The organism is Streptomyces sp. NPDC001532, assembly GCF_040298625.1.
Taxonomy (GTDB): domain Bacteria; phylum Actinomycetota; class Actinomycetes; order Streptomycetales; family Streptomycetaceae; genus Streptomyces.
The window spans coordinates 90,888-112,459 of the sequence record NZ_JBEPAL010000011.1; the positions used below are offsets into that span (position 1 = coordinate 90,888).

General features: G+C 72.7%; 22 protein-coding genes. 13 read left to right on the forward strand and 9 right to left on the reverse strand.

The window, feature by feature from the left end; translation table 11 throughout:
• Position 1: 1 nt before the first annotated feature.
• Positions 2–1,201, reverse strand: a complete 1,200-nt coding sequence (locus ABT232_RS13435) for an SMI1/KNR4 family protein (protein WP_351839734.1) — start codon at positions 1,199–1,201, stop codon at positions 2–4.
• A 191-nt stretch (positions 1,202–1,392) separates the two neighbouring features.
• On the opposite strand from ABT232_RS13435, the gene argC reads away from it, so the two are divergent.
• The 5 genes from argC to ABT232_RS13460 all read left to right on the forward strand — a co-directional run bounded on the left by argC (position 1,393) and on the right by ABT232_RS13460 (position 6,321).
• Positions 1,393–2,421, forward strand: a complete 1,029-nt coding sequence (gene argC, locus ABT232_RS13440; RefSeq protein WP_351839736.1) for an N-acetyl-gamma-glutamyl-phosphate reductase — start codon at positions 1,393–1,395, stop codon at positions 2,419–2,421.
• A 112-nt stretch (positions 2,422–2,533) separates the two neighbouring features.
• Complete coding sequence (gene argJ / locus ABT232_RS13445; protein WP_351839738.1) at positions 2,534–3,685, forward strand: bifunctional glutamate N-acetyltransferase/amino-acid acetyltransferase ArgJ; 1,152 nt, start codon at positions 2,534–2,536, stop codon at positions 3,683–3,685.
• Positions 3,682–4,581 (forward strand): acetylglutamate kinase, encoded by a 900-nt coding sequence (gene argB / locus ABT232_RS13450; RefSeq protein ID WP_351839740.1) that lies wholly within the window; start codon positions 3,682–3,684, stop codon positions 4,579–4,581. Before argJ ends, argB begins: the two co-directional genes overlap by 4 nt.
• Positions 4,578–5,774 (forward strand): acetylornithine transaminase, encoded by a 1,197-nt coding sequence (locus ABT232_RS13455; protein WP_351839742.1) that lies wholly within the window; start codon positions 4,578–4,580, stop codon positions 5,772–5,774. Before argB ends, ABT232_RS13455 begins: the two co-directional genes overlap by 4 nt.
• A 7-nt stretch (positions 5,775–5,781) precedes the next feature.
• Positions 5,782–6,321 carry an arginine repressor gene (locus ABT232_RS13460; protein ID WP_351839744.1) on the forward strand — a complete coding sequence of 180 codons (540 nt, stop codon included), beginning with the start codon at positions 5,782–5,784 and terminating at the stop codon, positions 6,319–6,321.
• 499 nt (positions 6,322–6,820) lie between these two features.
• Here the strand turns inward: ABT232_RS13460 and ABT232_RS13465 are convergent, their stop codons facing one another.
• From ABT232_RS13465 to ABT232_RS13485, 5 genes are all read right to left on the reverse strand, one after another.
• Positions 6,821–7,558 (reverse strand): FAD:protein FMN transferase, encoded by a 738-nt coding sequence (locus tag ABT232_RS13465; protein ID WP_351839746.1) that lies wholly within the window; start codon positions 7,556–7,558, stop codon positions 6,821–6,823.
• Positions 7,559–7,601: 43 nt separating this feature from the next.
• Complete coding sequence (locus ABT232_RS13470; RefSeq protein ID WP_351839748.1) at positions 7,602–8,468, reverse strand: FMN-binding protein; 867 nt, start codon at positions 8,466–8,468, stop codon at positions 7,602–7,604.
• Positions 8,469–8,498: 30 nt separating this feature from the next.
• Entirely contained in the window at positions 8,499–9,881 is a 1,383-nt protein-coding gene (locus ABT232_RS13475; RefSeq protein ID WP_351839750.1) for a ferredoxin reductase family protein, read from the reverse strand.
• A gap of 76 nt (positions 9,882–9,957) precedes the next feature.
• The gene (locus ABT232_RS13480; RefSeq protein ID WP_351839752.1) at positions 9,958–10,668 is read right to left on the reverse strand and encodes a L,D-transpeptidase family protein; all 711 of its coding nucleotides are present in this window, start codon (positions 10,666–10,668) and stop codon (positions 9,958–9,960) included.
• 56 nt (positions 10,669–10,724) lie between these two features.
• Positions 10,725–11,318, reverse strand: coding sequence for a pyridoxamine 5'-phosphate oxidase family protein (locus ABT232_RS13485; protein WP_351839754.1), 594 nt, complete (start codon positions 11,316–11,318; stop codon positions 10,725–10,727).
• Positions 11,319–11,473: 155 nt separating this feature from the next.
• Between ABT232_RS13485 and argH the strand changes: the two genes are divergently transcribed.
• The 4 genes from argH (at position 11,474) to ABT232_RS13505 (ending at position 16,094) form a co-directional block, all read left to right on the forward strand.
• Positions 11,474–12,901 (forward strand): argininosuccinate lyase, encoded by a 1,428-nt coding sequence (gene argH, locus ABT232_RS13490; RefSeq protein ID WP_351839756.1) that lies wholly within the window; start codon positions 11,474–11,476, stop codon positions 12,899–12,901.
• Between the two features lie 56 nt (positions 12,902–12,957).
• Positions 12,958–13,929, forward strand: coding sequence for an aldo/keto reductase (locus tag ABT232_RS13495; protein ID WP_351839758.1), 972 nt, complete (start codon positions 12,958–12,960; stop codon positions 13,927–13,929).
• 84 nt (positions 13,930–14,013) lie between these two features.
• Positions 14,014–14,565: a TetR/AcrR family transcriptional regulator gene (locus ABT232_RS13500; protein WP_351839760.1), complete on the forward strand. Its 552-nt coding sequence runs from the start codon at positions 14,014–14,016 to the stop codon at positions 14,563–14,565.
• A complete protein-coding gene (locus tag ABT232_RS13505; protein ID WP_351839762.1) occupies positions 14,562–16,094 on the forward strand; it encodes an MFS transporter in 1,533 nt (510 codons plus the stop codon). The genes ABT232_RS13500 and ABT232_RS13505 overlap by 4 nt, the downstream gene beginning before the upstream one ends.
• Positions 16,095–16,414: 320 nt before the next feature.
• Here the strand turns inward: ABT232_RS13505 and ABT232_RS13510 are convergent, their stop codons facing one another.
• Positions 16,415–17,086, reverse strand: a complete 672-nt coding sequence (locus ABT232_RS13510) for a lysophospholipid acyltransferase family protein (protein WP_351839894.1) — start codon at positions 17,084–17,086, stop codon at positions 16,415–16,417.
• 451 nt (positions 17,087–17,537) lie between these two features.
• On the opposite strand from ABT232_RS13510, the gene ABT232_RS13515 reads away from it, so the two are divergent.
• From ABT232_RS13515 to ABT232_RS13525, 3 genes are all read left to right on the forward strand, one after another.
• Positions 17,538–18,701 (forward strand): glycerophosphodiester phosphodiesterase, encoded by a 1,164-nt coding sequence (locus tag ABT232_RS13515; protein ID WP_351839764.1) that lies wholly within the window; start codon positions 17,538–17,540, stop codon positions 18,699–18,701.
• A 75-nt stretch (positions 18,702–18,776) separates the two neighbouring features.
• Positions 18,777–19,280, forward strand: a complete 504-nt coding sequence (locus ABT232_RS13520) for an RNA polymerase sigma factor (RefSeq protein ID WP_351839766.1) — start codon at positions 18,777–18,779, stop codon at positions 19,278–19,280.
• A gap of 43 nt (positions 19,281–19,323) precedes the next feature.
• On the forward strand, positions 19,324–19,821 hold the full coding sequence (locus ABT232_RS13525) for a GNAT family N-acetyltransferase (protein WP_351839768.1): 498 nt from the start codon (positions 19,324–19,326) through the stop codon (positions 19,819–19,821).
• A 33-nt stretch (positions 19,822–19,854) separates the two neighbouring features.
• Here ABT232_RS13525 and ABT232_RS13530 read toward each other — a convergent pair whose 3' ends face one another.
• Both ABT232_RS13530 and ABT232_RS13535 read right to left on the reverse strand, forming a co-directional pair.
• Positions 19,855–20,298, reverse strand: a complete 444-nt coding sequence (locus ABT232_RS13530; protein WP_351839770.1) for a hypothetical protein — start codon at positions 20,296–20,298, stop codon at positions 19,855–19,857.
• Positions 20,279–20,638: a hypothetical protein gene (locus ABT232_RS13535; RefSeq protein ID WP_351839772.1), complete on the reverse strand. Its 360-nt coding sequence runs from the start codon at positions 20,636–20,638 to the stop codon at positions 20,279–20,281. Before ABT232_RS13535 ends, ABT232_RS13530 begins: the two co-directional genes overlap by 20 nt.
• A 104-nt stretch (positions 20,639–20,742) precedes the next feature.
• Between ABT232_RS13535 and ABT232_RS13540 the strand changes: the two genes are divergently transcribed.
• The gene (locus ABT232_RS13540) at positions 20,743–21,393 is read left to right on the forward strand and encodes an HAD-IA family hydrolase (protein ID WP_351839773.1); all 651 of its coding nucleotides are present in this window, start codon (positions 20,743–20,745) and stop codon (positions 21,391–21,393) included.
• Positions 21,394–21,572 lie beyond the last annotated feature (179 nt).

A 21,572-nucleotide genomic window follows, 5' to 3' on the forward strand; every position in this document is an offset into this window, starting at 1 on the left:
CTCACCAGTAGGCGCGCTCGTCCCAGCCGCGGAACCCGGCGAAGTCCAGCGGGTCCTCGTCCTCCTCGTCGAGGACCGCCAGCCCGGGCGTGACCAGGCGCCCGCGCTGCCAGGCGAGCAGCGTCTCCACCAGCCCGCCCGCCAGCGGCGGGCCCTGCGCCGCGTGCCGGGGCCAGAAGACCAGCGGCCAGGCGTCCGGGTCCGGGCCCTCGGTGAGCCAGCCCAGATAGTCGCCGTCGATGGAGTTGGCGAACGGCAGGAACCCGCCGGGCTCGGGCCGGACCGGCAGCAGGAAGTCCTCGGCGAAGCCGTCCCTCAGCTGCCGGTAGCCGTCCAGGATCTCCTCGGCCAGGGTGGCGAAGCGCCGCTCACCGGTGCGCAGCGGGGTGTGCAGCCGCAGCCACTCGCTGAAGATCCCGGCGCCGTACACCTCCAGCAGCTCCACGTACTCCCGCGGCAGCCGCGTCCCCAGCTCCGCGAACAGCTCCTCCCAGGTGCCGCCGCCGAGGAACGGCTCGGCCGGCGGCGGGGCGAGCAGCCGCAGCGCGTCCAGGCCGGTGCCGGTCTCCAGGGCGATCCGCCGCTCGGCCTCGGTGAGCCGCGGCGGCACCGGCTCGGGCGGCGTCCAGGGCCCGGCGTCGACGAGCTCGTCGGGGCGGGCGACGATGCCGGGCAGCGGGCCCATCAGCGGACCGGGCGGGGAGGGCGTCTCCCAGGCCTCGCGGACGGTGTGCCGCAGATAGCCGGTGAGGCTGAGGTCGTAGGGGTGCCACGGAAGCAGCCCGCTGCCGGGGATCACGCCCTGGTGCAGGACGACGACCGTCCACTCGTCGGGGTCCACGGACCGGGAGGTGTCCCAGAACAGCACGTCACCGCCGGTGCTGCACCCCCACGGCAGCAGCCCGCCGGGAGCGGGGTGGAGCGCGGGCCGCTCCTCCTCCGGGAGCTCCTCGGCCGCCACGCGGGCCTCGCGGCGCATCTCCCGCAGCCACTCGGCGTAGTCGAAGTCGCCCGCCTCGCACGGCACATGGACGGTCAGGAAGTCCCCGACCTCCACCGGCCCGTACCGGTCGGCCAGCCGCTTGTACTCACCGGGCAGCGCGAGCCCCAGCCACTCCTCGACGACCGCCCAGTCGACGGGCACGGGAACGGGCGGCCGCTCGGGGGAGGGCGTGGTGAACATGCTGATGTCCAGGGTCACTGGGGTTCCTCCGGGCGGTCTCGGTGTGCCCGGTGATTCTGCCTGTCCTGCCGGACCCGCCGGAGGCCGGGCCGGGCATGGGCGGACCGTGCGCCACCACACCGGTGATCCACCGCCGCCTCGTGATGGATTGCATAAACGTGCAGCGAAACGTATAGTCATGCCATCCAGGAGGAGGGTCGGAGGGTCCCATGACGGTACGTGCGGCAGTGGCCGGAGCGAGCGGGTACGCGGGCGGTGAGCTGCTGCGTCTGCTCCTCGCGCACCCCGAGATCGAGATCGGTGCCCTGACGGGCAACTCCAACGCGGGCCAGCGGCTCGGGGCGCTCCAGCCGCATCTGCTGCCGCTCGCCGACCGGGTGCTCCAGGAGACCACCGCCGAGGTACTGGCCGGGCACGACGTCGTCTTCCTCGCGCTGCCGCACGGGCAGTCCGCAGCCGTGGCCGAGCAGCTCGGACCGGACGTCCTCGTCGTCGACATGGGCGCCGACTTCCGGCTGCACGACGCCGCCGACTGGGAGCGGTTCTACGGCTCCCCGCACGCCGGCACCTGGCCCTACGGCCTTCCCGAACTTCCGGGTGCCCGCACCGCGCTGGAGGGGTCCAAGCGCATCGCGGTGCCCGGTTGCTACCCCACGGCCGTCTCCCTCGCCCTCTTCCCGGCCTACGCCGCCGGGCTCGCCGAGGCCGAGGCGGTGATCGTCGCCGCCTCCGGCACCTCCGGCGCGGGCAAGGCGGCCAAGCCGCATCTGCTGGGCAGCGAGGTGATGGGCTCCATGTCGCCGTACGGCGTCGGCGGTGGCCACCGGCACACCCCCGAGATGATCCAGAACCTCAGCGCGGCGGCCGGTGAGCGGGTCTCCGTCTCCTTCACCCCGACCCTCGCGCCGATGCCCCGCGGCATCCTCGCCACGTGCAGCGCCAAGGCGCGGCCGGGCACCACCGCGGAGTCCCTGCGCGCGGTCTACGAGAAGGCCTTCGCCGACGAGCCCTTCGTCCACCTGCTGCCCGAGGGCCGGTGGCCCGCCACGGCGTCCGTGTACGGCTCCAACGCCGTCCAGGTGCAGGTCGCCCACGACGAGGCCGCGGGACGGATCATCGTGATCAGCGCCATCGACAACCTGACCAAGGGCACCGCGGGCGGTGCCGTCCAGAGCATGAACATCGCCCTCGGCTTCGCCGAGGACACGGGTCTTTCCACGATCGGAGTCGCGCCGTGAGCGGCGTGCGCGCGGCCGCCGGGCCGCACACGACGACGACGGCCGCACCGGAGCGCCGCACGGGCGGCAGTGACATCAGCCGCTACCGCGGCGGAGCTAACGAGGAGATGCAGTGAGCGTCACGGCAGCCAAGGGATTCACGGCGGCGGGAATCGCCGCCGGGATCAAGGAGAACGGCAACCCGGACCTGGCCCTCGTGGTCAACACCGGGCCGCGCCGCGCCGCCGCGGGCGTCTTCACCTCCAACCGCGTGAAGGCCGCCCCGGTGCTGTGGTCGGAGCAGGTCCTCAAGAGCGGTGAACTCGCCGCGGTCGTCCTCAACTCCGGCGGCGCCAACGCCTGCACCGGCCCCAAGGGCTTCCAGGACACCCACGCCACCGCCGAGAAGGTCGCCGACGTCCTCGGCTGCGGCGCCGGCGAGGTCGCCGTCTGCTCCACCGGCCTCATCGGCGTGCTGCTCCCCATGGACAAGCTGCTGCCCGGCGTCGAGACCGCCGCCGCCCAGCTGTCCGAGCACGGCGGTGAGAAGGCCGCCATCGCCATCAAGACCACCGACACCGTCCACAAGACCTCCGTCGTGACCAAGGACGGCTGGACCGTCGGCGGGATGGCCAAGGGCGCCGGCATGCTCGCGCCCGGCCTCGCCACCATGCTGGTCGTCGTCACCACCGACGCCGACCTGGACGCCGCCGCCCTCGACGACGCGCTGCGCTCGGCCACCAAGGTCACCTTCGACCGCGTCGACTCCGACGGCTGCATGTCCACCAACGACACCGTGCTGCTGCTCGCCTCCGGCGCCTCCGGCATCACCCCCGAGCGGGCCGAGTTCGCCGAGGCCGTACGGGCCGTCTGCGACGACCTCGGCCAGCAGCTGATCCGCGACGCCGAGGGCGCCAGCAAGGACATCAAGGTCGAGGTCGTCAACGCCGCGAGCGAGGAGGACGCCGTCGAGGTGGGCCGCTCCATCGCCCGCAACAACCTCCTCAAGTGCGCCATCCACGGCGAGGACCCCAACTGGGGCCGGGTGCTCTCCGCCATCGGCACCACGTCCGCCGCCTTCGAGCCCGACCGGCTCAACGTCGCCATCAACGGCGTCTGGGTGTGCAAGAACGGATCCGTCGGCGAGGACCGCGAGAAGGTCGACATGCGCTACCGCGAGGTGCACATCGTCGCCGACCTCGCCGCCGGCACCGAGACCGCCACCATCTGGACCAACGACCTCACCGCCGACTACGTCCACGAGAACAGCGCCTACTCCTCATGAGCACTCGCAAACACACCGCGCTCCCCAAGGCCCAGATCCTCATCGAGGCGCTGCCCTGGCTGGTCCGGCACAACGGCAGGACCGTCGTCATCAAGTTCGGCGGCAACGCCATGATCGACGAGGACCTGAAGGCCGCCTTCGCCCAGGACGTCGTCTTCCTGCACCACGCCGGCCTCAAGCCCGTCGTCGTGCACGGCGGCGGCCCGCAGATCAGCGCCGCCCTCGACAAGCACGGCATCGTCAGCGAGTTCAAGGCGGGCCTGCGCGTCACCACCGAGGACGCCATGGACGTCGTACGGATGGTGCTGGCCGGGCAGGTCCAGCGGGAGCTCGTCGGGCTGCTCAACCAGCACGGCCCGCTGGCCGTCGGCCTGACCGGCGAGGACGCGCACACCATCACCGCCGTGAAGCACCAGCCGGAGATCGACGGTGAGCTCGTCGACATCGGCCGGGTCGGCGAGATCACCGACATCGACACCGGTGCGATCGAGGCACTGCTCGCCGACGGCCGGATCCCGGTCGTCTCGTCGATCGCCCGTTCCCAGGACGACGGACATGTCTACAACGTCAATGCTGATACGGCGGCTGCGGCACTCGCTGCTTCTCTGGGCGCCGAGACCCTCATGGTCCTCACGGACGTCGAGGGACTGTACGAGGACTGGCCGAACAGCGACGAGGTGATCAGCCGCCTCACCGCGTCCCAGCTGGAGAAACTGCTCCCCGAGCTGTCCTCCGGCATGGTGCCGAAGATGGAGGGCTGTCTGCACGCCGTGCGCAACGGCGTCACCACCGCCCGGGTCATCGACGGCCGGGTCCAGCACTCGATCCTGCTGGAGATCTTCACCGACGAGGGCATCGGCACGATGGTCGTGCCGGACGAACAGGGGGAGTCGTGAGCAACGAGGAACTGACCGCCCGGTGGCAGGGCGCGCTGATGAACAACTACGGCACCCCGCGGCTGCCCCTGGTCCGCGGCGCGGGCACCCGGCTGTGGGACGCCGACGGCAAGGAGTACCTGGACTTCGTCGGCGGGATCGCGGTCAACGCCCTCGGGCACGCCCACCCCGCGGTCGTCGAGGCCGTCAGCACGCAGATCGCCTCGCTCGGCCACGTCTCCAACCTCTTCGTCGCCGAGCCGCCCGTCGCCCTCGCCGAACGGCTCCTCCAGCTGTTCGGCCGGGACGGCAAGGTCTACTTCTGCAACTCCGGCGCCGAGGCCAACGAAGGCGCCTTCAAGATCGGCCGGCTGACCGGGCGCACCCACATGGTCGCCACCCAGGGCGGCTTCCACGGCCGCACCATGGGCGCCCTCGCCCTCACCGGCCAGGCCGGCAAGCAGGACGGCTTCCACCCGCTGCCCGGCGACGTCACCCACGTCCCCTACGGCGACGCGCAGGCGCTGGCCGCCGCGGTCACCGAGGAGACCGCGCTCGTCATCATCGAGCCCATCCAGGGCGAGAAGGGCGTCGTCGTCCCGCCCCCCGGCTATCTGAAGGCGGCCCGCGCGATCACCGCCGCCACCGGTTCGCTGCTCGTCCTCGACGAGGTGCAGACCGGCGTCGGCCGCACCGGGCACTGGTTCGAGTACCAGGCCCACGAGGGCGTCCTGCCCGACGTGGTGACCCTCGCCAAGGGCCTCGGCGGCGGACTGCCGCTCGGCGCCACCGTCGCCTTCGGCCGGGCCGCGGACCTGCTCAAGCCCGGTCAGCACGGCACCACCTTCGGCGGCAACCCCGTCGCCTGCGCCGCCGGACTCGCCGTCCTCGACACCATCGCGGGCGAGGGACTGCTGCAGAACGTCAAGCACCAGAGCGAGCAGCTGCGCAGCGGGATCGAGGGCCTCGGGCACCCGCTCGTCGCCCATGTCAGGGGCGCGGGCCTGCTCCTGGGTATCGTGCTCACCGAACCGCTCGCCGCCCAGGTGCAGCAGGCGGCTCAGGACGCCGGTCTCCTGGTGAACGCGCCCGCCCCCGATGTCGTACGGCTGATGCCGCCGCTGAACCTAGGTGACGACGAGGTGGCCGCGTTGCTCCGGGCGCTGCCCGGCATCCTCGACGCAGTGAACGGGGACGGACGATCCGGAGAATGAGACGACGATGAGCCAGGCGCAGGATCACGAGCAGACCGCAGGGCCTGCCGTTCCGCAGACCCGCACCGCACGCCACCGCCGGATCGTGGACATCCTCAACCGGCAGCCGGTGCGCTCCCAGAGCCAGCTGGCGAAGCTGCTCGCCGACGACGGGCTGACCGTCACCCAGGCGACGCTCTCCCGGGATCTGGACGAGCTGAACGCGGTGAAGATCCGCAACAACGACGGCGACCTGATCTACGCGGTGCCGAGCGAGGGGGGTTTCCGCACCCCCCGGGCTCCGCTGGGTGAGTCGGCGAAGGAGGAGCGGATGCGGCGGCTCTCCCAGGAGCTGCTGATCTCCGCGGAGGCCTCGGCGAACCTCGTGGTCCTGCGGACGCCTCCCGGCGCGGCGCAGTTCCTCGCCTCGGCGATCGACCAGGCGGAACTGCACGACATCCTCGGGACGATCGCCGGTGACGACACGCTCCTGCTGATCTCCCGTCGGCCGGACGGCGGGCAGGCGCTCGCGGACCATCTGCTGCGGCTGGCCCAGAACGGGCAGTGAGACCGCCGCGGACGCCGCCGGCGCGCGTCACGGCGGCTCGCGGCCGGGCGGCTTGCTGGCGTCGGCGCGCGTCGTGGCGGCTTGTGACGGGCGGCTTGCGGACGGGCGGCTCGCTGGCGGCGGCTCATCGGGGTCGGCGCACGTCGCGTCAGCTCGCGGACGGGCGGCTTGCGGACGGGGCGGCTCGCTGGCTTCGGCGCGCGTTACGTCAGCTCGGGGACGGGCAGCTCGCTGAAGGCAGTTCCCTGGCGTCGGCGCGCGTCGCGGCGGCTCGCGGACGGGCGGCTCGCTGGCGGCGGCTCACCGGCGTCGGCGCGCGTCGCGTCAGCTCACGGACGGGCGGCTCGCTGGCGGCAGTTCACCGGCGTCGGCGCGCCGCGCGGCGGCTCGCGGCCAGGCGGCCCGCGGACGGCGGCTCACCGGCGTCGGCCCACGTCACGGCGGCTCGCAGACGTCAGCTCGCTCGCTGGCGGCAGTTCACCGGCGTCGGCTCGGCGCGTCAGCCCAGCCGGGACGCCAGGCCTCTCGTGCAGCGCACCTCGTCGCCCGCCGTGATCAGCAGCGCCTCCACGTCCGGCAGGGACTCCAGCCAGGCCAGGCCCTGCCGGGAGCCCATGGCGAACGCGGCGGTCGCCCAGCAGTCCGCCCAGGTGAGGCGAGGGGCGACCACCGTGACCGCCAGCAGGTCGGTCACCGCCGACCTGCCGGTGCGCGGGTCGACGATGTGGGCGCCGCGTTCGGCGCTGCCGGAGGTCGCCACGGCCAGTTCCGTGGTGCCGGCCGCGGAGACCACCGCGGCCAGGCCGCCCGGCCGCAGCGGGTCCGAGACGCCGATCCGCCAAGGCCGCTCGCTGCCCGGCGCCCCCAGGAGCTGGACGTCGCCGCCGCCGTTGACACTCACCCCGCTCGCCCCGGCCGACGCCAGGACGCGGGCCGCCCGCTCGACGGCCCAGCCCTTGACGATGCCGGTGGGGTCGAGACGCCCCCGGTACCGCGTGCTGAACCAGCCGTCGGACGTCCGCTCGGCCTCGGCGGCCAGCTCCAGCACCTCGGCGACCTCGGGGTCGCACTCCCCGACCGTCAGCTCGCCGCGGGACAGCCGGGACAGCTGGCTGTCCTCGCGGTAGGTGCTGAACACCGCGTCGGCCCGGTGCAGTCCGGCGACCGCCTCGTCGAGAGCCGCCCGGACGGTGACGGGATCCCCGCCGCGGACGTCGAGCGAGAAGACGGTCCCCATCGTCTCCTCCACCCGACGTACCGCGACGGGAGCCTGCGCCGCCTCAGCCACCGGACCCGCCGGCCTGGTCCAGGGCGGACTGGAGCGACTGCTTGTACCCGGCGCTGGTGTAGGTCGCCCCGGACACCGCGTCGATCTCGGCGCTGCCCGCGGCCACGGCGGCCTGGTTGAGGCGGGGCACGGCGTTCGCGGTGATCTGGGAGCTGCGCCCGCCGCTCGGCGCCTGCACCGCCTCCGCCGCGGTGACGCGGCCGCCTTCCACGGTGACGCGGACCTGCACGGGCCCGTACTGGGTCTGGGCGACCTCGCCGGTGACCGTACGGGCCTGCTGCGCCGGCGCCTCGGGCGCGTCCTGCCCGGCGCCAGCGTCCTGCCCGGCGTCCGCGCCCTGTCCGGCCCCGGCGGCGTCTTCGCTCCCCGCTTGGTCACCGGCCCCGGCCCCGGCGTCTCCCCCCGCCGCTGCCGCCTGGTCAAGGGCGGACTGGAGCGACTGCTTGTACCCGGTACTGGTGTACGTCGCCCCGGACACCGCGTCGATCTCGGCGCTGCCCGCCGCCACGGCCGCCTCGTTGAGGCGGGGCACGGCGCCGGCGGTGATCTGGGAGCTGCGCCCGCCGCTCGGCGCCCGCACCGCCTCCGCCTTGGTGACACGGCCGTCCGAGAGGGTCAGGCGGACCTGGACCGGGCCGTACTGGGTGCGGACCGCCTCGCCGGTGACGGTGGTGGTGCCCGCCGCCTGCGCGCCGCCCTGCGGGGACTGGGCCGCCGCCGTCTGCTGCGGCGCCGCTCCGCCCACCGCGGACGCGGAGGCCGGGTCGGAGGCCGGCTTCAGCGACAGCAGCAGCACGATCCCGGACACCGTGGCGGCGCCCGCGAGCAGGGCACGCCGGATCGGGTGACTCTTCCTCATGGGTCCCAACAGCTCCTGAAGTACCGTCGCTCACATCTCGAACGACTCGTGGTGGATACGGCGGGCGGGCACTCCCGCGCCGCGCAGCGCCTCGTACACGGACTGCGCGAAGCCGGGCGGCCCGCACAGGAACACGTCGTGCTGGTCGACGTCGGGCACCTTGTCGCGCAGCCGCTCCGCCGAGATGTCCGGGCGCGCCCCGTCCGGGCTGTTCACCGCGTACATCAGCCGTGCGCCCCGCTCCTCGGCGATCGCGGCCAGCTCGTCCCACAGGGCCAGGTCCTGGGTGCTGTTGGCCCGGTAGAGCAGGGTGATGTCGCCGGCCGCGCCCGGCAGCGTCTCGAACAGCGCCCGCATGGGGGTGATGCCGACCCCGCCCGCCACCAGCAGCACCTTGCCGCGGCTGCGCCGCTGGGCGGTCAGCGCGCCGTACGGGCCCTCGGCCCACACCCGGGTGCCGGGCGTCAGCTCGCGCAGCCGGGCGCTGTGGTCGCCGATCGCCTTCACGGTGATCCGCAGCATGTCCGGGCGGGGCGCCGCCGACAGCGAGTAGGGGTGCGAGCTGAAGCGCATGCCCGGCGCCAGGAACCGCCAGCGGAAGAACTGGCCCGCCTCGGCGCCCATCCGGTGCAGCTTCCGCCCGCCGATCAGCACCGACACGATGCCCGGCGTCTCCTCGATCACCGCCTCGACACGCATCCGGTGCCTGAGGTTGAGCCGGACCGGGGTGACGATCCGGTACCAGACGACGAGCGCGGTGACCGTCCCGTACAGCCCGTACCAGAACGTCTTGGCGGCGGGCTCGACGGCGAAGTCGTTGCCGGTGCTGATCTGGTGCCAGAACGTCAGGAACACCGCCGCGTACGTCATCAGGTGCACGTGGTACCAGGTGTCGTACGGCATCCTGCGGCGGACGCCGCCGATCGAGACCAGCCCGATGAGCAGCAGCAGTCCGGTGCCGATCGCGGCCTTGCCCATGTCGGGCAGCTGGGTGACGGAGTCCACGGTCTGCCGGACGATGTCGCCGAGGCCCCGCCCGGCCTGGAGCGCGTATCCCCACATGATGAGGAACACGTGCGCGAGGACCAGGCAGAGCGTGTAGCGGCCGGTCATCGCGTGCCAGCGGGCGACCCGGTCCGAGCCCACCCGCCGTTCCAGCGCGGGCACCCGCGCCATCTGGAGCACCACCAGGGCCATCAGGTAGCCCGCCAGCAGACCGGTGATCCGGCCCGCGCCGAGGATGCGCCCGGTGTCGTCCGCGATGGACGGGGTGGTGTGCCACCACAGCCACAGCACCGCGCCCGCCCCGGCCCACAGGGCCAGCAGCAGCGGCACGGCGGGGGAGCGGCGCGGGCGGATGCGGCGCATCGTCTGGCGCCGGGCGGCACGGCCGCCTGCGAGCGTGGTGGTCACGGTTCCTCCGGGGACGGGGGCGACGGGCGTGTCGTAGTCCCTTGGCCCAGAGATACGTGGCGGAGGCGGCCGGTGTTCAGTACCGGGTGACGGCCGTTCGTCCGCTCTCCGTGCCGACGGCGATGTGCGGCCGTTTGTCCGGATCGGCCCAGGCGAGGATCCGCCGCATCGCGTCCGCCGGCACGGACACGCAGCCGGCCGTGGCGCCCCGTCCGTCGACATGGAGGAAGATCCCGGCGCCGCGGCCGCGCACCGGTTCGTCGTAGTTGAAGCCGATCACCAGCGCGTGCGCGTACTGGGTGCGGTAGGAGACCAGGTGCTCGGCCTCGGCGGCGCGGCAGTCGGCCGGGCGGGGCTCGGTCCAGCGGTTGTAGGCGCGCGCGTCGTTGTCCTGGCACCACCAGGAGTTCCGCCGGACCGGACGGTAGGGGTAGGTGGTGCCGCGCGGGGCCGCCTCGATGCCGAAGGCGAACGGCAGGCCGTACAGCCCGGCCGGGGTGGTGTCGGTGCCCTGCCGGCGCGCGGTCCCCTCGACCAGCCCGTTGGCCCCGAACCGCGCCGGCGCCGAACCGTCCTTCACCCACCGCCCGGCCCGCCGCTCCCACCAGGTCACCGTGCCGCTCGTCGCACCGGCCCGCGGCGCCACCGCGGTGATCAGCTGACGGCCGCCCCCGGTGTCGGCCATCCGGTCGGGCAGCGCGCTCCCGCCGGCCGGGACGAAGGCGGCGAGGCAGGCGCAGGCGGACAGGGACGCGGCGGACACGGCGGCGGCGAGGGCGGGGCGCATGCCGTCGACGCTAGCGGCGCACGGGCCTCGCGCCAGTGCCGCTGGGCCGTTCGGGCTCACGCCTCCCGGGCGAGGGGCGGCAGCGGCAGCGGAAGTCCGGGAAGGCCGTCGATGCTGGTCGCGATGTGGTCCTTCTTCTCGAAGTAGGCGCTCAGCGAGGCGTCGTCCTCACGCGCGAAGCGCTTGCCGTGGAGGTCGCGGTCCTCGTCGTACGACATGAAGGGGACCCCGTATCCGCAGGAGTCCCGGACGAGTTCGGCCGTCACGACGATGATCGCGCGCAGGCCGTGCAGGGCCGGGTCGATGTCCGGGAAACGGGCGAGCAGTCCGGCGAAACGCGGGTCGTCGCGGAGCACCGCCTCGCCGCGGCCGTGCACCCGGACGATGTTCGGCGGGCCCTGGAAGGCGCACCACATCAGGGTGATGCGGCCGTTCTCGCGCAGATGCGCGACGGTCTCGGCGGTGGACCCGGCGAAGTCGAGGTAGGCCACGGTGCGCTCGTCGAGCACCGCGAAGGAGCCCTTGAGGCCCTTGGGGGAGAGGTTGACGGTGCCGTCGTCCGCGAGCGGGGCGGTGGCGGTGAAGAAGACGGGCTGCTCCTCGATGAACGTGCGGAGTCTGCCGTCGATGCGCTCGTAAGTCTTTCCCATGACTAACGATTATCGATGCGAATCGGTCAGCTGTCCGAGGAATACCGAGGCGCGGTGTCCAGCGGCGTCACACCGGCGCCGGATTGACGATCCATGCAGAGTTCTGCATACTCATGCATGACGACGGGAAACGCACATCTCTAGGAGCGGCGCAAGTGAGCAGCAACAGCGGTGACGTACGGCTCTGGGGCGGCCGTTTCGCCGACGGTCCCGCCGAGGCCCTGGCGAAGCTGTCCGCGTCCGTCCACTTCGACTGGCGGCTCGCGCCCTACGACATCGCCGGCTCGCGCGCCCACGCACGCGTCCTGCACAAGGCCGGACTCCTCACCGAGGACGAGCTGACCCGCATGATCGCGGGCCTCGACCGGCTGGAAGCCGATGTCGCCGACGGCTCCTTCACGGGCACCATCGCCGACGAGGACGTCCACACCGCCCTGGAGCGCGGCCTGCTCGAACGGCTCGGCCCCGACCTCGGCGGCAAGCTGCGCGCCGGCCGCTCCCGCAACGACCAGGTCGCCACCCTGTTCCGGATGTACCTGCGCGACCACGCCCGGATCGTCGGCGGCCTGATCGCCGAACTCCAGGACGCGCTCGTCGGCCTCGCCGAGGCCCACCCGGACGTGGCCATGCCCGGCCGCACCCACCTCCAGCACGCCCAGCCGGTGCTCTTCGCCCACCACGTCCTCGCCCACGTCCAGGCGCTGTCCCGGGACGCCGAGCGGCTGCGCCAGTGGGACGAGCGGACGGCCGTGTCGCCGTACGGCTCGGGCGCGCTGGCCGGTTCCTCGCTCGGCCTGGACCCGGAGGCGGTCGCCGCGGACCTCGGCTTCGAGCGCGGCAGCGTCGGCAACTCCATCGACGGCACGGCCTCCCGCGACTTCGTCGCCGAGTTCGCCTTCATCGCCGCGATGATCGGCGTCAACCTCTCCCGGATTGCCGAGGAGGTCATCATCTGGAACACGAAGGAGTTCTCCTTCGTGACCCTGCACGACGCCTTCTCCACCGGCTCGTCGATCATGCCGCAGAAGAAGAACCCGGACATCGCGGAGCTGGCGCGCGGCAAGTCGGGCCGTCTGATCGGCAATCTGACCGGCCTGCTGGCGACCCTCAAGGCCCTCCCGCTCGCGTACAACCGCGACCTCCAGGAGGACAAGGAGCCGGTCTTCGACTCCATCGACCAGCTGGAGGTCCTGCTCCCCGCCTTCACCGGCATGATGGCCACGCTCACCGTGCACCGCGAGCGCCTGGAGGGGCTGGCCCCGGCCGGGTTCTCGCTGGCCACCGACATCGCCGAGTGGCTGGTCAAGCAGGGGGTGCCGTTCCGGGTGGCGCACGAGGTCGCCGGCGAGTGCGTGAAGGTCGCCGAGGTCGAGGGCAAGGAGCTGGACGAACTCACCGACGAGCAGTTCGCGAAGATCTCCGAGCATCTGACGCCGCAGGTCCGCTCCGTCCTCAACGTGCCCGGCGCCCTCGCCTCCCGCGACGGCCGCGGCGGTACGGCGCCCAGCGCGGTCGCCGTCCAGCTGGCCGAGGTGAAGGCGGACGTGGCGGCCCAGCACGCCTGGGCGAACGCCAAGAAGTGAGGTGAGGGCGTCGCGGGTTAGTTTGGTCGGAGTCAGCCGACCGAACGGAGCCCGCGATGCCCTTCGCCCGTCTCGCGACCGCCACGACACCCACCTGCCACATCGGCCTGGGTCTCGCCGCCGTCGGCCGCCCCGGCTACATCACCCTCGGACGGGACCGGGACCTGGGCGAGGACCGCAGCGTGGAGGCCCTGCGCGCACGCACCCACGAACTGCTCGACGCCGCCTACGCCCAGGGCGTGCGCTACTTCGACGCCGCCCGCTCCTACGGCCGCTCCGAGGAGTTCCTGGCCGCCTGGCTGGCCGCCCACCCCGAGATCGACGACATCGTCGTCGGCAGCAAGTGGGGCTACACCTACACCGCCGACTGGACCACCGACGCCGAGCGGCACGAGGTCAAGGACCACGGCGTCGAGACCTACGAGCGGCAGCGCGCCGAGACCGCCGCGCTCCTAGGCGACCGGCTCGACCTCTACCAGATCCACTCGGTCACCCCGGACAGCCCCGCCCTCACCGACAAGGAGCTGCACGCCCGGCTCGCGGAGGCGGCCGCCCAGGGCGTCAGCGTCGGCTTCTCCACCAGCGGCCCCGACCAGGCCGACGCCATCCGGGCCGCGCTCGCGGTCACCGTCGACGGCGCCCCGCTCTTCCGTACCGTCCAGTCGACGTACAACGCGCTGGAGACCTCCGCCGCCCCCGCACTCGCCGAGGCCCACGACGCCGGGCTGACGGTGATCGTCAAGGAGGGCATGGCCAACGGCCGGCTGGCGGAGCCGCACGCGCCGGAAGCGCTGAAGGCGGTGGCCGCCGAGACCGGGCTGGGCTGTGACGCCGTCGCCCTGGCGCTGATCCTGCGCCTGCCGTGGGCCGGTGTCGTCCTCTCCGGCGCCGCGACGACCGCCCAGCTCGCCTCGAACCTGCACGCGGCCGTGGTCGACCTGGACGAGGACCGGCTGACCCGGCTCGCCACGCTCGTCGAGGAGCCGGCCGCCTACTGGGAGCGGCGCGGGCGGCTTCCCTGGCACTGAGCCACCTCGGCCGACCGGAGGCGGCCATGAGTCACACATGCCCACGATGAGACAAAGATGTCTCACATGGTCTATCGTTGTCTCATGGCCGTCGATCGTGACCACGTACTGCGCAGCGCCGCCGCGCTGCTGACCCGCAAATCCACCGCGACCATGGACGAGGTCGCCAAGGCCGCCGGGATCAGCCGCGCCACCCTGCACCGGCAGTTCGCCGGGCGTGACGCGCTCGTCCGGGCGCTGGAGGCGCTGGGCATCGCCGAGTGCGAGGCGGCCCTGGAGCGGGCCCGGCTCGACGAGGGCCCCGCGGCCGCGGCGGTACGCCGGCTGATCGGCGGGATCGAGCCCGCCGCCGGTCTGCTCGCCTTCCTCTACAGCGAGAACCAGCTGTTCGAGGGCGAGGAGCAGAACGCCGGCTGGTCCCGCATCGACGCCCATGTCTCCGCCCTGTTCCGGCGCGGCCAGGACAGCGGCGAGTTCCGCATCGACCTCTCGCCCGCCTGGCTGACCGAGGCCCTCTACGGCCTGCTCGCCGCGGGCGCCTGGTCGGTCCTCGACGGCAAGACCGCACGCAACGACTTCCAGTTCATGATCGCCGAGCTGCTGCTCGGCGGCGCCCTACGGAGAGAGGAACCATGACCAGCACCCTGCAGCCGGCCAACGCGACGGAGGCGGTGAAGCGCCCGGGCCGCTGGCTCGCGCTGTCCGTCCTCGTGCTCGCCGTGCTGCTGGTGGCCGTCGACGCGACCGTCCTCGGCCTCGCGACCCCGTACATCAGCGAGGACCTCGCGCCGACCGGCACCCAGCTGCTGTGGATCGGCGACGTCTACTCGTTCGTGATCGCCGGCCTGCTCGTCACCATGGGCAGCCTTGGCGACCGCATCGGCCGCAAGCGCATCCTGCTGATCGGTGCCACCGCGTTCGGCGCGGTGTCCGTGCTCAACGCGTACGCGACCAGCCCCGAGCTGATGATCCTCGCGCGCGCCCTGCTCGGCGTCGCCGGCGCGACCCTGATGCCGGCCACCCTCGCGCTGATCCGCAACCTCTTCCACGACCCGCGCGAGCGCAGCCTCGCCATCGGCATCTGGGGCGCCACCGCCTCCGCCGGAACGGCCGTCGGTCCGATCGTCGGCGGCTTCCTGCTGGAGCACTTCTGGTGGGGCTCGGTCTTCCTGATCAACCTGCCCGTGATGGCGGTCCTGGTCCTCGTCGGGATCAAGCTGCTGCCGGAGTCCCGCAACCCCGACCCGGGCCCCTGGGACCTCGCGAGCGTCCTGCTCTCCCTGATCGGGATGATCGCCGTGGTGTACGCCGTGAAGGAGGCCGCCTCGCACGGCTTCGCGTGGGCGACGCTCGCCGCCGGTGTGCTCGGCGGGACCGCGCTGTACGGCTTCGTCCGCCGTCAGCTCACCATGCCGACCCCGCTGCTGGACATGCGGCTGTTCCGCGACCGCGGCTTCAGCGGCGCGGTCCTGGCCGACCTGCTGACCATCCTCGGCCTGTCCGGCCTGGTGTTCTTCCTCTCCCAGTACCTCCAGCTGGTGCAGGGCAGGGGGCCGTTCGAGGCGGGCCTGGCCGAACTGCCCGCCGCGGTCGGCGCGGTGGCGGCCGGTCTGGTCGCCGGTGCGACGGCCCGGCGCTTCTCGGTGCGGTCCGTGGTGGCCGGCGGCCTCGCCGCGGTGGGCCTCGCGCTCGCCTCACTGGCATTCCTCGACCAGTCCACGGGCTACCCGCTGCTCGGTGCCGCCCTGCTGGTCGTCGGCATCGGCGCCGGCTTCTCCTTCACCGTGACCGCCGACGTCATCCTGGCCTCCGTACCCAAGGAGCGGGCGGGCTCCGCCTCCGCGGTCTCCGAGACGGCGTACGAACTCGGCGCGGCCCTCGGCATCGCCGTGCTCGGCTCCATCGTGACCGGCGTCTACCGCGGCTTCGCGGCTCCCGCGGGCGTCCCCGAGAGCGCCCACGAGTCACTGGGCGGCGCGGTCGAGGCGGCCCACGGCCTGCCGGCGGCCACCTCGACGGCCCTGCTCGACGCGGCCCGCGAGTCCTTCGTCGACGGCCTCGCCCTGGCCGCGGCCGCAGGCGCGACGGTCCTCCTCGCCACGGCGGCCGCGGCCTGGTTCATGCTGAAGAACCAACACCTGGAAACCACCGAGCCCCGTCACTAGCCACCCACAGCCCCCGCGCCCCCAAGGGGCGCGGGGAACTGCGCGACAAGCCCCGACGAACCCGCGCAGGACATCCGACGGCTGTGCCCCGTCAGGGGCGCGGGGAACTGCGCGACAGGCCCCGACGAAGCCCGCACGGGACATCCGACGGCTGTGCCCCCGTCAGGGGCGCGAGGAACTGCGCGACAAACCCCCACGCACCCGCACGCGACCCACCCCCACGCGACCCACTCCCACCTCGCCGCCCGCCGCCCGCCGCTCAAACAAAGAAGCGGGCCGCCGCAACCGACGACCCGCCCCACCGCCCCACCGCCGGAGGCTTACGCCGCCTTGGCCTTGGTGGCGTACATGTCCACGTACTCCTGCCCCGACAACCGCATCACCTCGGTCATCACGGAGTCCGTCACCGCCCGCAGCACATAGCGGTCGCGGTCCATGCCCTCGTACCGGGAGAACTCCAGCGCCTCACCGAAGCGCACGGTGACCCGGCTCGGCCGCGGCATGCCCGAGCCGCCCGGCTGGATCTTGTCCGTGCCGATCATGGCGAACGGGACGACCGGCGCGCCGGTCATGAGGGTGAGCCGGGCGATGCCGGTGCGCCCTCGGTACAGCCGCCCGTCGGGGGAGCGGGTGCCCTCGGGGTAGATGCCGAAGACCCGGCCCTCCTCCAGGATCCGGCGGCCGGTCATCAGCGCGGCCACGCCGCCCTTGCCGCCGTCCCGGTCGACCGGGATCATGCCGACGCCGGTGAAGAACCAGGCCATCAGCCGGCCCTTGAGGCCCTTGCCGGTGACGTACTCGTCCTTGCCGATGAAGAAGACCTGCCGGTCGCAGACCAGCGGCAGGATCATCGAGTCGATGAAGGTCAGGTGGTTGCCCGCCAGGATCACCGGCCCCTCGCCAGGGATGTTCTCCACCCCCTCGACCCGAGGGCGGAACATCAGGCGCATGATCGGACCGAGCACTCCCTTGATGAGCGCGAAGCGGGACAACGGGCCCTCCGGTGTCGAGAGATCCAACGAGCGAATCTGTATGAGTCTGTGCAGGTGAGGACGATACTCGCGGTTCCCGGGCCGGCGCACATCGGGTTCACCGAGGTCTTACGCACTGTTGACGCACGTTTACCTGCGGCGGCGCGCCGTGGACGGCGTGCGACACGCGCGCGACGATGTGACGGACATCGCCCGGACCGCTGTGGCCCACGCCTCCGCGCCCGCGCCCCACGCCTCCGCGCCCGCGCCCCGCGGCCTGCTCCGGGGTTCACGACCCGGCTGCCCCGCTGCCGCCGCCGTACGCCGACGGCCCGTCAAGTTGCGCCGCACGTACGCCATCCATCGTCATCCATGTGTTCGACCCGAGGTCTCCCGGCGGTCATGTGTACGCACCTACGATCAGCGCGCACCGCGGCCGAGAAGGGGCCGAACCGATTGCAGGGAGGCGTCGATGGGAACCCGGGAGACGAACGAACACGCCCACAGCACCGGACGGCGGGCGCTCCTCGGCGCGGCCGTGCTCGGCGCGAGCGGAGCGGTCCTCGGTTCGGGTGGGACGGCGAGAGCCGACACACGACAGGAGGGCCGCGGGATGAAGAGCCTGCCCGTGCCGACCATCATCGGCCATCGCGGCGCGAGCGGACACCGGCCCGAGCACACCCTCGGCGCCTATCAGCTCGCCCTCGACATGGGCGCCGACATCGTCGAGGCCGGCGACCTGGTCCCCACCAAGGACGGCCATCTCGTCTGCCGTCACGAGCCGGAGATCGGCGGCACCACCGACGTCGCCGACCACCCCGAGTTCGCCGGCCGCAGGACCACCAAGACCCTGGACGGGGTGTCCACCACCGGCTGGTTCACCGAGGACTTCACGCTCGCCGAGCTGAAGACCCTGCGGGCGAAGGAGCGGATCCCCGCGAACCGCCCGCACAACACCCTCTACGACGGGCGCTGGCCGATCCCGACCTTCGAGGAGGTGCTGCGCTGGCAGGACGAGCAGACCGAGCGGCGCGGCAAGCAGGTCTGGATCTACCCCGAGCTCAAGCACCCCACCTACTTCCGCAAGCTGGGCCTCGGCCTGGAGGAGCGGGTCGCGGCACTGCTGCGCAAGCACGGCAAGCACCGGCGGAACGCCCCGGTCATTCTCCAGTCCTTCGAGCCGACCAGCATCCAGCGGCTGGACAAGCTGGTCGGCAACCCGCTCGTGGTCCTGCTGTCCGGCGCGAACACCCGCCCCTGGGACTTCGTCGAGACCGGCGACCCGCGTACCGTCGCCGACCTGGTCGAGCCGGCCGGACTGCGCGAGATCGCCTCCTACGCCCAGGGCATCGGCCCCACCCTGGACCTGGTCATCCCGAAGGACGCCGCCGGCAGGCTCACCCGGCCGACCACGCTGGTCGCCGACGCCCACAAGGCGGGCCTCGTCCTGCACCCCTACACCCTGCGCAACGAGAACCCCTTCCTGCCCGCGGACTTCCGCAGGGGCACCGACGCCGACGCCTACGGCGATGTCTTCGGCGCCTACCGCGCCTACTTCGCGACCGGCATCGACGGGGTCTTCACCGACCAGCCGGACACCGGCGTGCTGGCCCGCGAGGACTTCGTCAACGGTTGAACCACCACACCTCGTTCGGGGTGATTGCCGGCCGTCCGGGCAACCCGCCGCCCGGGCGGCCGCGTCGTGCCGCATATGACGCACGACCTGCTCACCGCCCTGCGCCCGCTGCTCGCGGCCGAGGCCGGCGCCGAGGCACCCGCCGGGACCGAGCCCAAGGACCTGGAACAGGCGGTCTGGCTCCGCCTGCTGGAACGTCTCGACAGCGACGGCCCGCCGCACGACCCCGAGCGCTGGCTGCGCCGGGCCGTCCGCGCGGAGGCCCGCCGCTCCCGCCGTACGGCCCGACGTGAACTGCCGTACGGAGTCGAACCCGTCGCCGACGGCGGACCCACCCCCGAGCAGCTGACCCTGGCCGCCGCCCACCGCCGGGCCCTGCGCGACGCGGTGCGCAGACTGCCCGGCCGCTGCCCGGCTCTGCTGGAGGCCCTGTTCTCGCCGAAGGACCTCACATACCGGGAGATCGCGGGGGAGTTGGGTATCTCACAGGGCAGTCTCGGACCGGAACGTTCCAGATGTCTGGGATGTCTGCGCCGAATGCTCACAACGGAGGTTGCGGCCGGAAGAGCACGGGGATAGGAGTGGGGGACAACAGCAACAGGTGAGCGGGAGGCGTGCACACATGGGCATGAGCGTGGTCATCTCCGAGGCGACCGAACAAGACGCCGAGCAGATCTTCAAGCTGCAGTACCTGTGCTTCCAGAGCGAGGCCGCGCTGTACGGCAACTACCGCATCGACCCGCTGGTGCAGACCCTCGACTCCCTCCGCGAAGAGGTCGCCCGCGACTGCGTCTTCGTCGCCCGCCTCGGCGACGAGGTGGTCGGCTCGGTACGCGGCTCCGCCACCGAGGACGGCGCCGCCGCCATCGGCAAGCTCTGCGTCCACCCCCGCCTCCAGGGCCACGGCATCGGTGCCCGCCTGCTGCGCGCCGCCGAGGCCGCCCTCGCCGAGCAGCGGGGCGCCAAGACCTTCCGCCTGCACACCGGCCACCGCAGCGACAGCGTGATCCGTCTCTACCGCAAGGTGGGCTACGAGGCCGTGGGCACCGCCGAGGGCACCGACGGCGTCCCCATGATCATCCTGGAGAAGCAGGCGGGGACGTACGCGCAGACGGCGTGACCCCGGCCCGGGGACGCGCCGGCCGACGGTCCGTCAACCCCGCCGCGTGACCCGCGCCTTGCGCAACCAGAACAGCGCGGTCACCGGCAGCAGCACCGGAATGAACAGGTAGCCCATCCCGAAGTCCGACCACACGGTCGCGTCGGGGAACGCCGACGGCTCCACCAGCGTCCAGGTGCCGACGGTCAGCACACCCACCAGCTCGGCGGCGCAGCACACCAGCGCCGCCCTGCGGGCCGCCTCCCCGCCCCGGACCAGGGTGTAGGTGATGAAGCCGTACACCACGCCCGCCGCCGCCGACAGCGCGTACGCGAGCGGCGCCCGGTCGAACTCGGTGGCGATCTGGTACGCGGAACGCGACAGAGCGCCGACCACCATCACGCCGTACAGCCACACCAGCAGCACTCCGGGCCCGCCGGCCAGCCGCACCGCCGGCTCGTCCCGCGTCCCGGTCACCTCAGCCTCCCCAGATGTCATAGAGCCGCACCTCCAGCACGGCCAGCACCACACCACCCGCGGTGACGGTCAGCGATCCCCACTTGCTGCGCTCGCCGAGCGACATGAACCCGGCGGCCGGCACACACGCGAACGCGCCCAGCAGATACGCCACGAAGATCGTCGTGCCCTGGTCCGGCTTCTCGCCCCGCGCCAGCTGCACCACCCCGACCACCAGCTGGACCAGGGCCAGCAGGCTGACCACGGCCATTCCGATGAAGTGCCAGTCCTTCGTCGGCTGGTCTCGGTACGCCGCCCAGCCGCACCACGCGGCGAGCAGCAGCGCGGCGACCCCGGTCACCAGCGTCAGGGCATCAAGCATGCAGCGACCTTAATACGACGCAACGGACACCCCTCCCTCGCCCCCGGCGATCGGAGCCGACGTCCCGGACCGGCGGGTCCCGTCCGCCCCGTAGGGTCGGGGCCATGAAGATCCGTGCACAGGCCATGCTGTTCGACAACGACGGCACTCTCGTCTCCTCCCTGGAGTCCGTGGAGCGCTGCTGGACCCGGTGGGCGGGTGAGTACGGCATCACGGCGGAGCAGTTCCGGCGGGTCGGACTGCACGGACGTCCGGCCGCGGAGATAGCCGCCGACCTGCTGCCCGCGGAGTTGGTGCCGCAGGCCGTCGCGCGGATCGAGCTGCTGGAGGTGGAGGACGTGCCGGGCGGCGGCGTCCACCTGCTGCCCGGGACCGAGGACTTCCTCGCCGCGCTGCCCGCCGACCGCTGGGCCGTCGTCACCTCCGCCACCCGGCGGCTCGCCGAGGCCCGCCTGGACGCCGTCGGCATCCGGCCCAAGACGCTGATCGCCGCCGACGACATCACCCGCGGCAAGCCGGACCCCGAGCCCTACCTCCTCGGTGCCCGCGCGCTCGGCGTCGACCCCGCCGCCTGCGTCGTCTTCGAGGACGCCCCCGCCGGTCTTGCCGCGGGCCGTGCCGCCGGGATGACCACCGTGGCCTTGGCCACAACCCACCAGGCCCACGAACTCGACGCCGACCTGGTGGTGAGGGACCTGTCGGCCTTGTCCGTACTGGTCACGGACGGCGGGGTCGAGATCGCCGTTCGGGACTGACGGCCGGCCGCGGCCGTCCACCGCTGTCCACTATCCGGACAGCGGTGACCGGTCAGGACCATACGTCTGCTTTACTGATCGCATGACCACGACGAGCAGCCGCATCCTTGCGACCGAGGCGACCATGACGCCCGGTGCTCGCTGTATGTGTCTGTGTCGAATGTGCGCCTTCTAGAGGG

Excerpts from the sequence above, each read along its gene's own strand:
- ABT232_RS13480 (WP_351839752.1), bottom strand. The coding sequence starts at position 10,668 with ATGCGCCCCGCCCTCGCCGCCGCCGTGTCCGCCGCGTCCCTGTCCGCC.
- ABT232_RS13495 (WP_351839758.1), top strand. The coding sequence starts at position 12,958 with ATGCCCTTCGCCCGTCTCGCGACCGCCACGACACCCACCTGCCACATC.
- ABT232_RS13470 (WP_351839748.1), bottom strand. The coding sequence starts at position 8,468 with ATGAGGAAGAGTCACCCGATCCGGCGTGCCCTGCTCGCGGGCGCCGCC.
- argB (WP_351839740.1), top strand. The coding sequence starts at position 3,682 with ATGAGCACTCGCAAACACACCGCGCTCCCCAAGGCCCAGATCCTCATC.
- ABT232_RS13535 (WP_351839772.1), bottom strand. The coding sequence starts at position 20,638 with ATGCTTGATGCCCTGACGCTGGTGACCGGGGTCGCCGCGCTGCTGCTC.
- ABT232_RS13460 (WP_351839744.1), top strand. The coding sequence starts at position 5,782 with ATGAGCCAGGCGCAGGATCACGAGCAGACCGCAGGGCCTGCCGTTCCG.
- ABT232_RS13485 (WP_351839754.1), bottom strand. The coding sequence starts at position 11,318 with ATGGGAAAGACTTACGAGCGCATCGACGGCAGACTCCGCACGTTCATC.
- ABT232_RS13540 (WP_351839773.1), top strand. The coding sequence starts at position 20,743 with ATGAAGATCCGTGCACAGGCCATGCTGTTCGACAACGACGGCACTCTC.
- ABT232_RS13525 (WP_351839768.1), top strand. The coding sequence starts at position 19,324 with ATGGGCATGAGCGTGGTCATCTCCGAGGCGACCGAACAAGACGCCGAG.
- ABT232_RS13505 (WP_351839762.1), top strand. The coding sequence starts at position 14,562 with ATGACCAGCACCCTGCAGCCGGCCAACGCGACGGAGGCGGTGAAGCGC.
- ABT232_RS13515 (WP_351839764.1), top strand. The coding sequence starts at position 17,538 with ATGGGAACCCGGGAGACGAACGAACACGCCCACAGCACCGGACGGCGG.
- ABT232_RS13520 (WP_351839766.1), top strand. The coding sequence starts at position 18,777 with ATGACGCACGACCTGCTCACCGCCCTGCGCCCGCTGCTCGCGGCCGAG.
- ABT232_RS13530 (WP_351839770.1), bottom strand. The coding sequence starts at position 20,298 with ATGACATCTGGGGAGGCTGAGGTGACCGGGACGCGGGACGAGCCGGCG.
- ABT232_RS13465 (WP_351839746.1), bottom strand. The coding sequence starts at position 7,558 with ATGGGGACCGTCTTCTCGCTCGACGTCCGCGGCGGGGATCCCGTCACC.
- argC (WP_351839736.1), top strand. The coding sequence starts at position 1,393 with ATGACGGTACGTGCGGCAGTGGCCGGAGCGAGCGGGTACGCGGGCGGT.
- ABT232_RS13500 (WP_351839760.1), top strand. The coding sequence starts at position 14,014 with ATGGCCGTCGATCGTGACCACGTACTGCGCAGCGCCGCCGCGCTGCTG.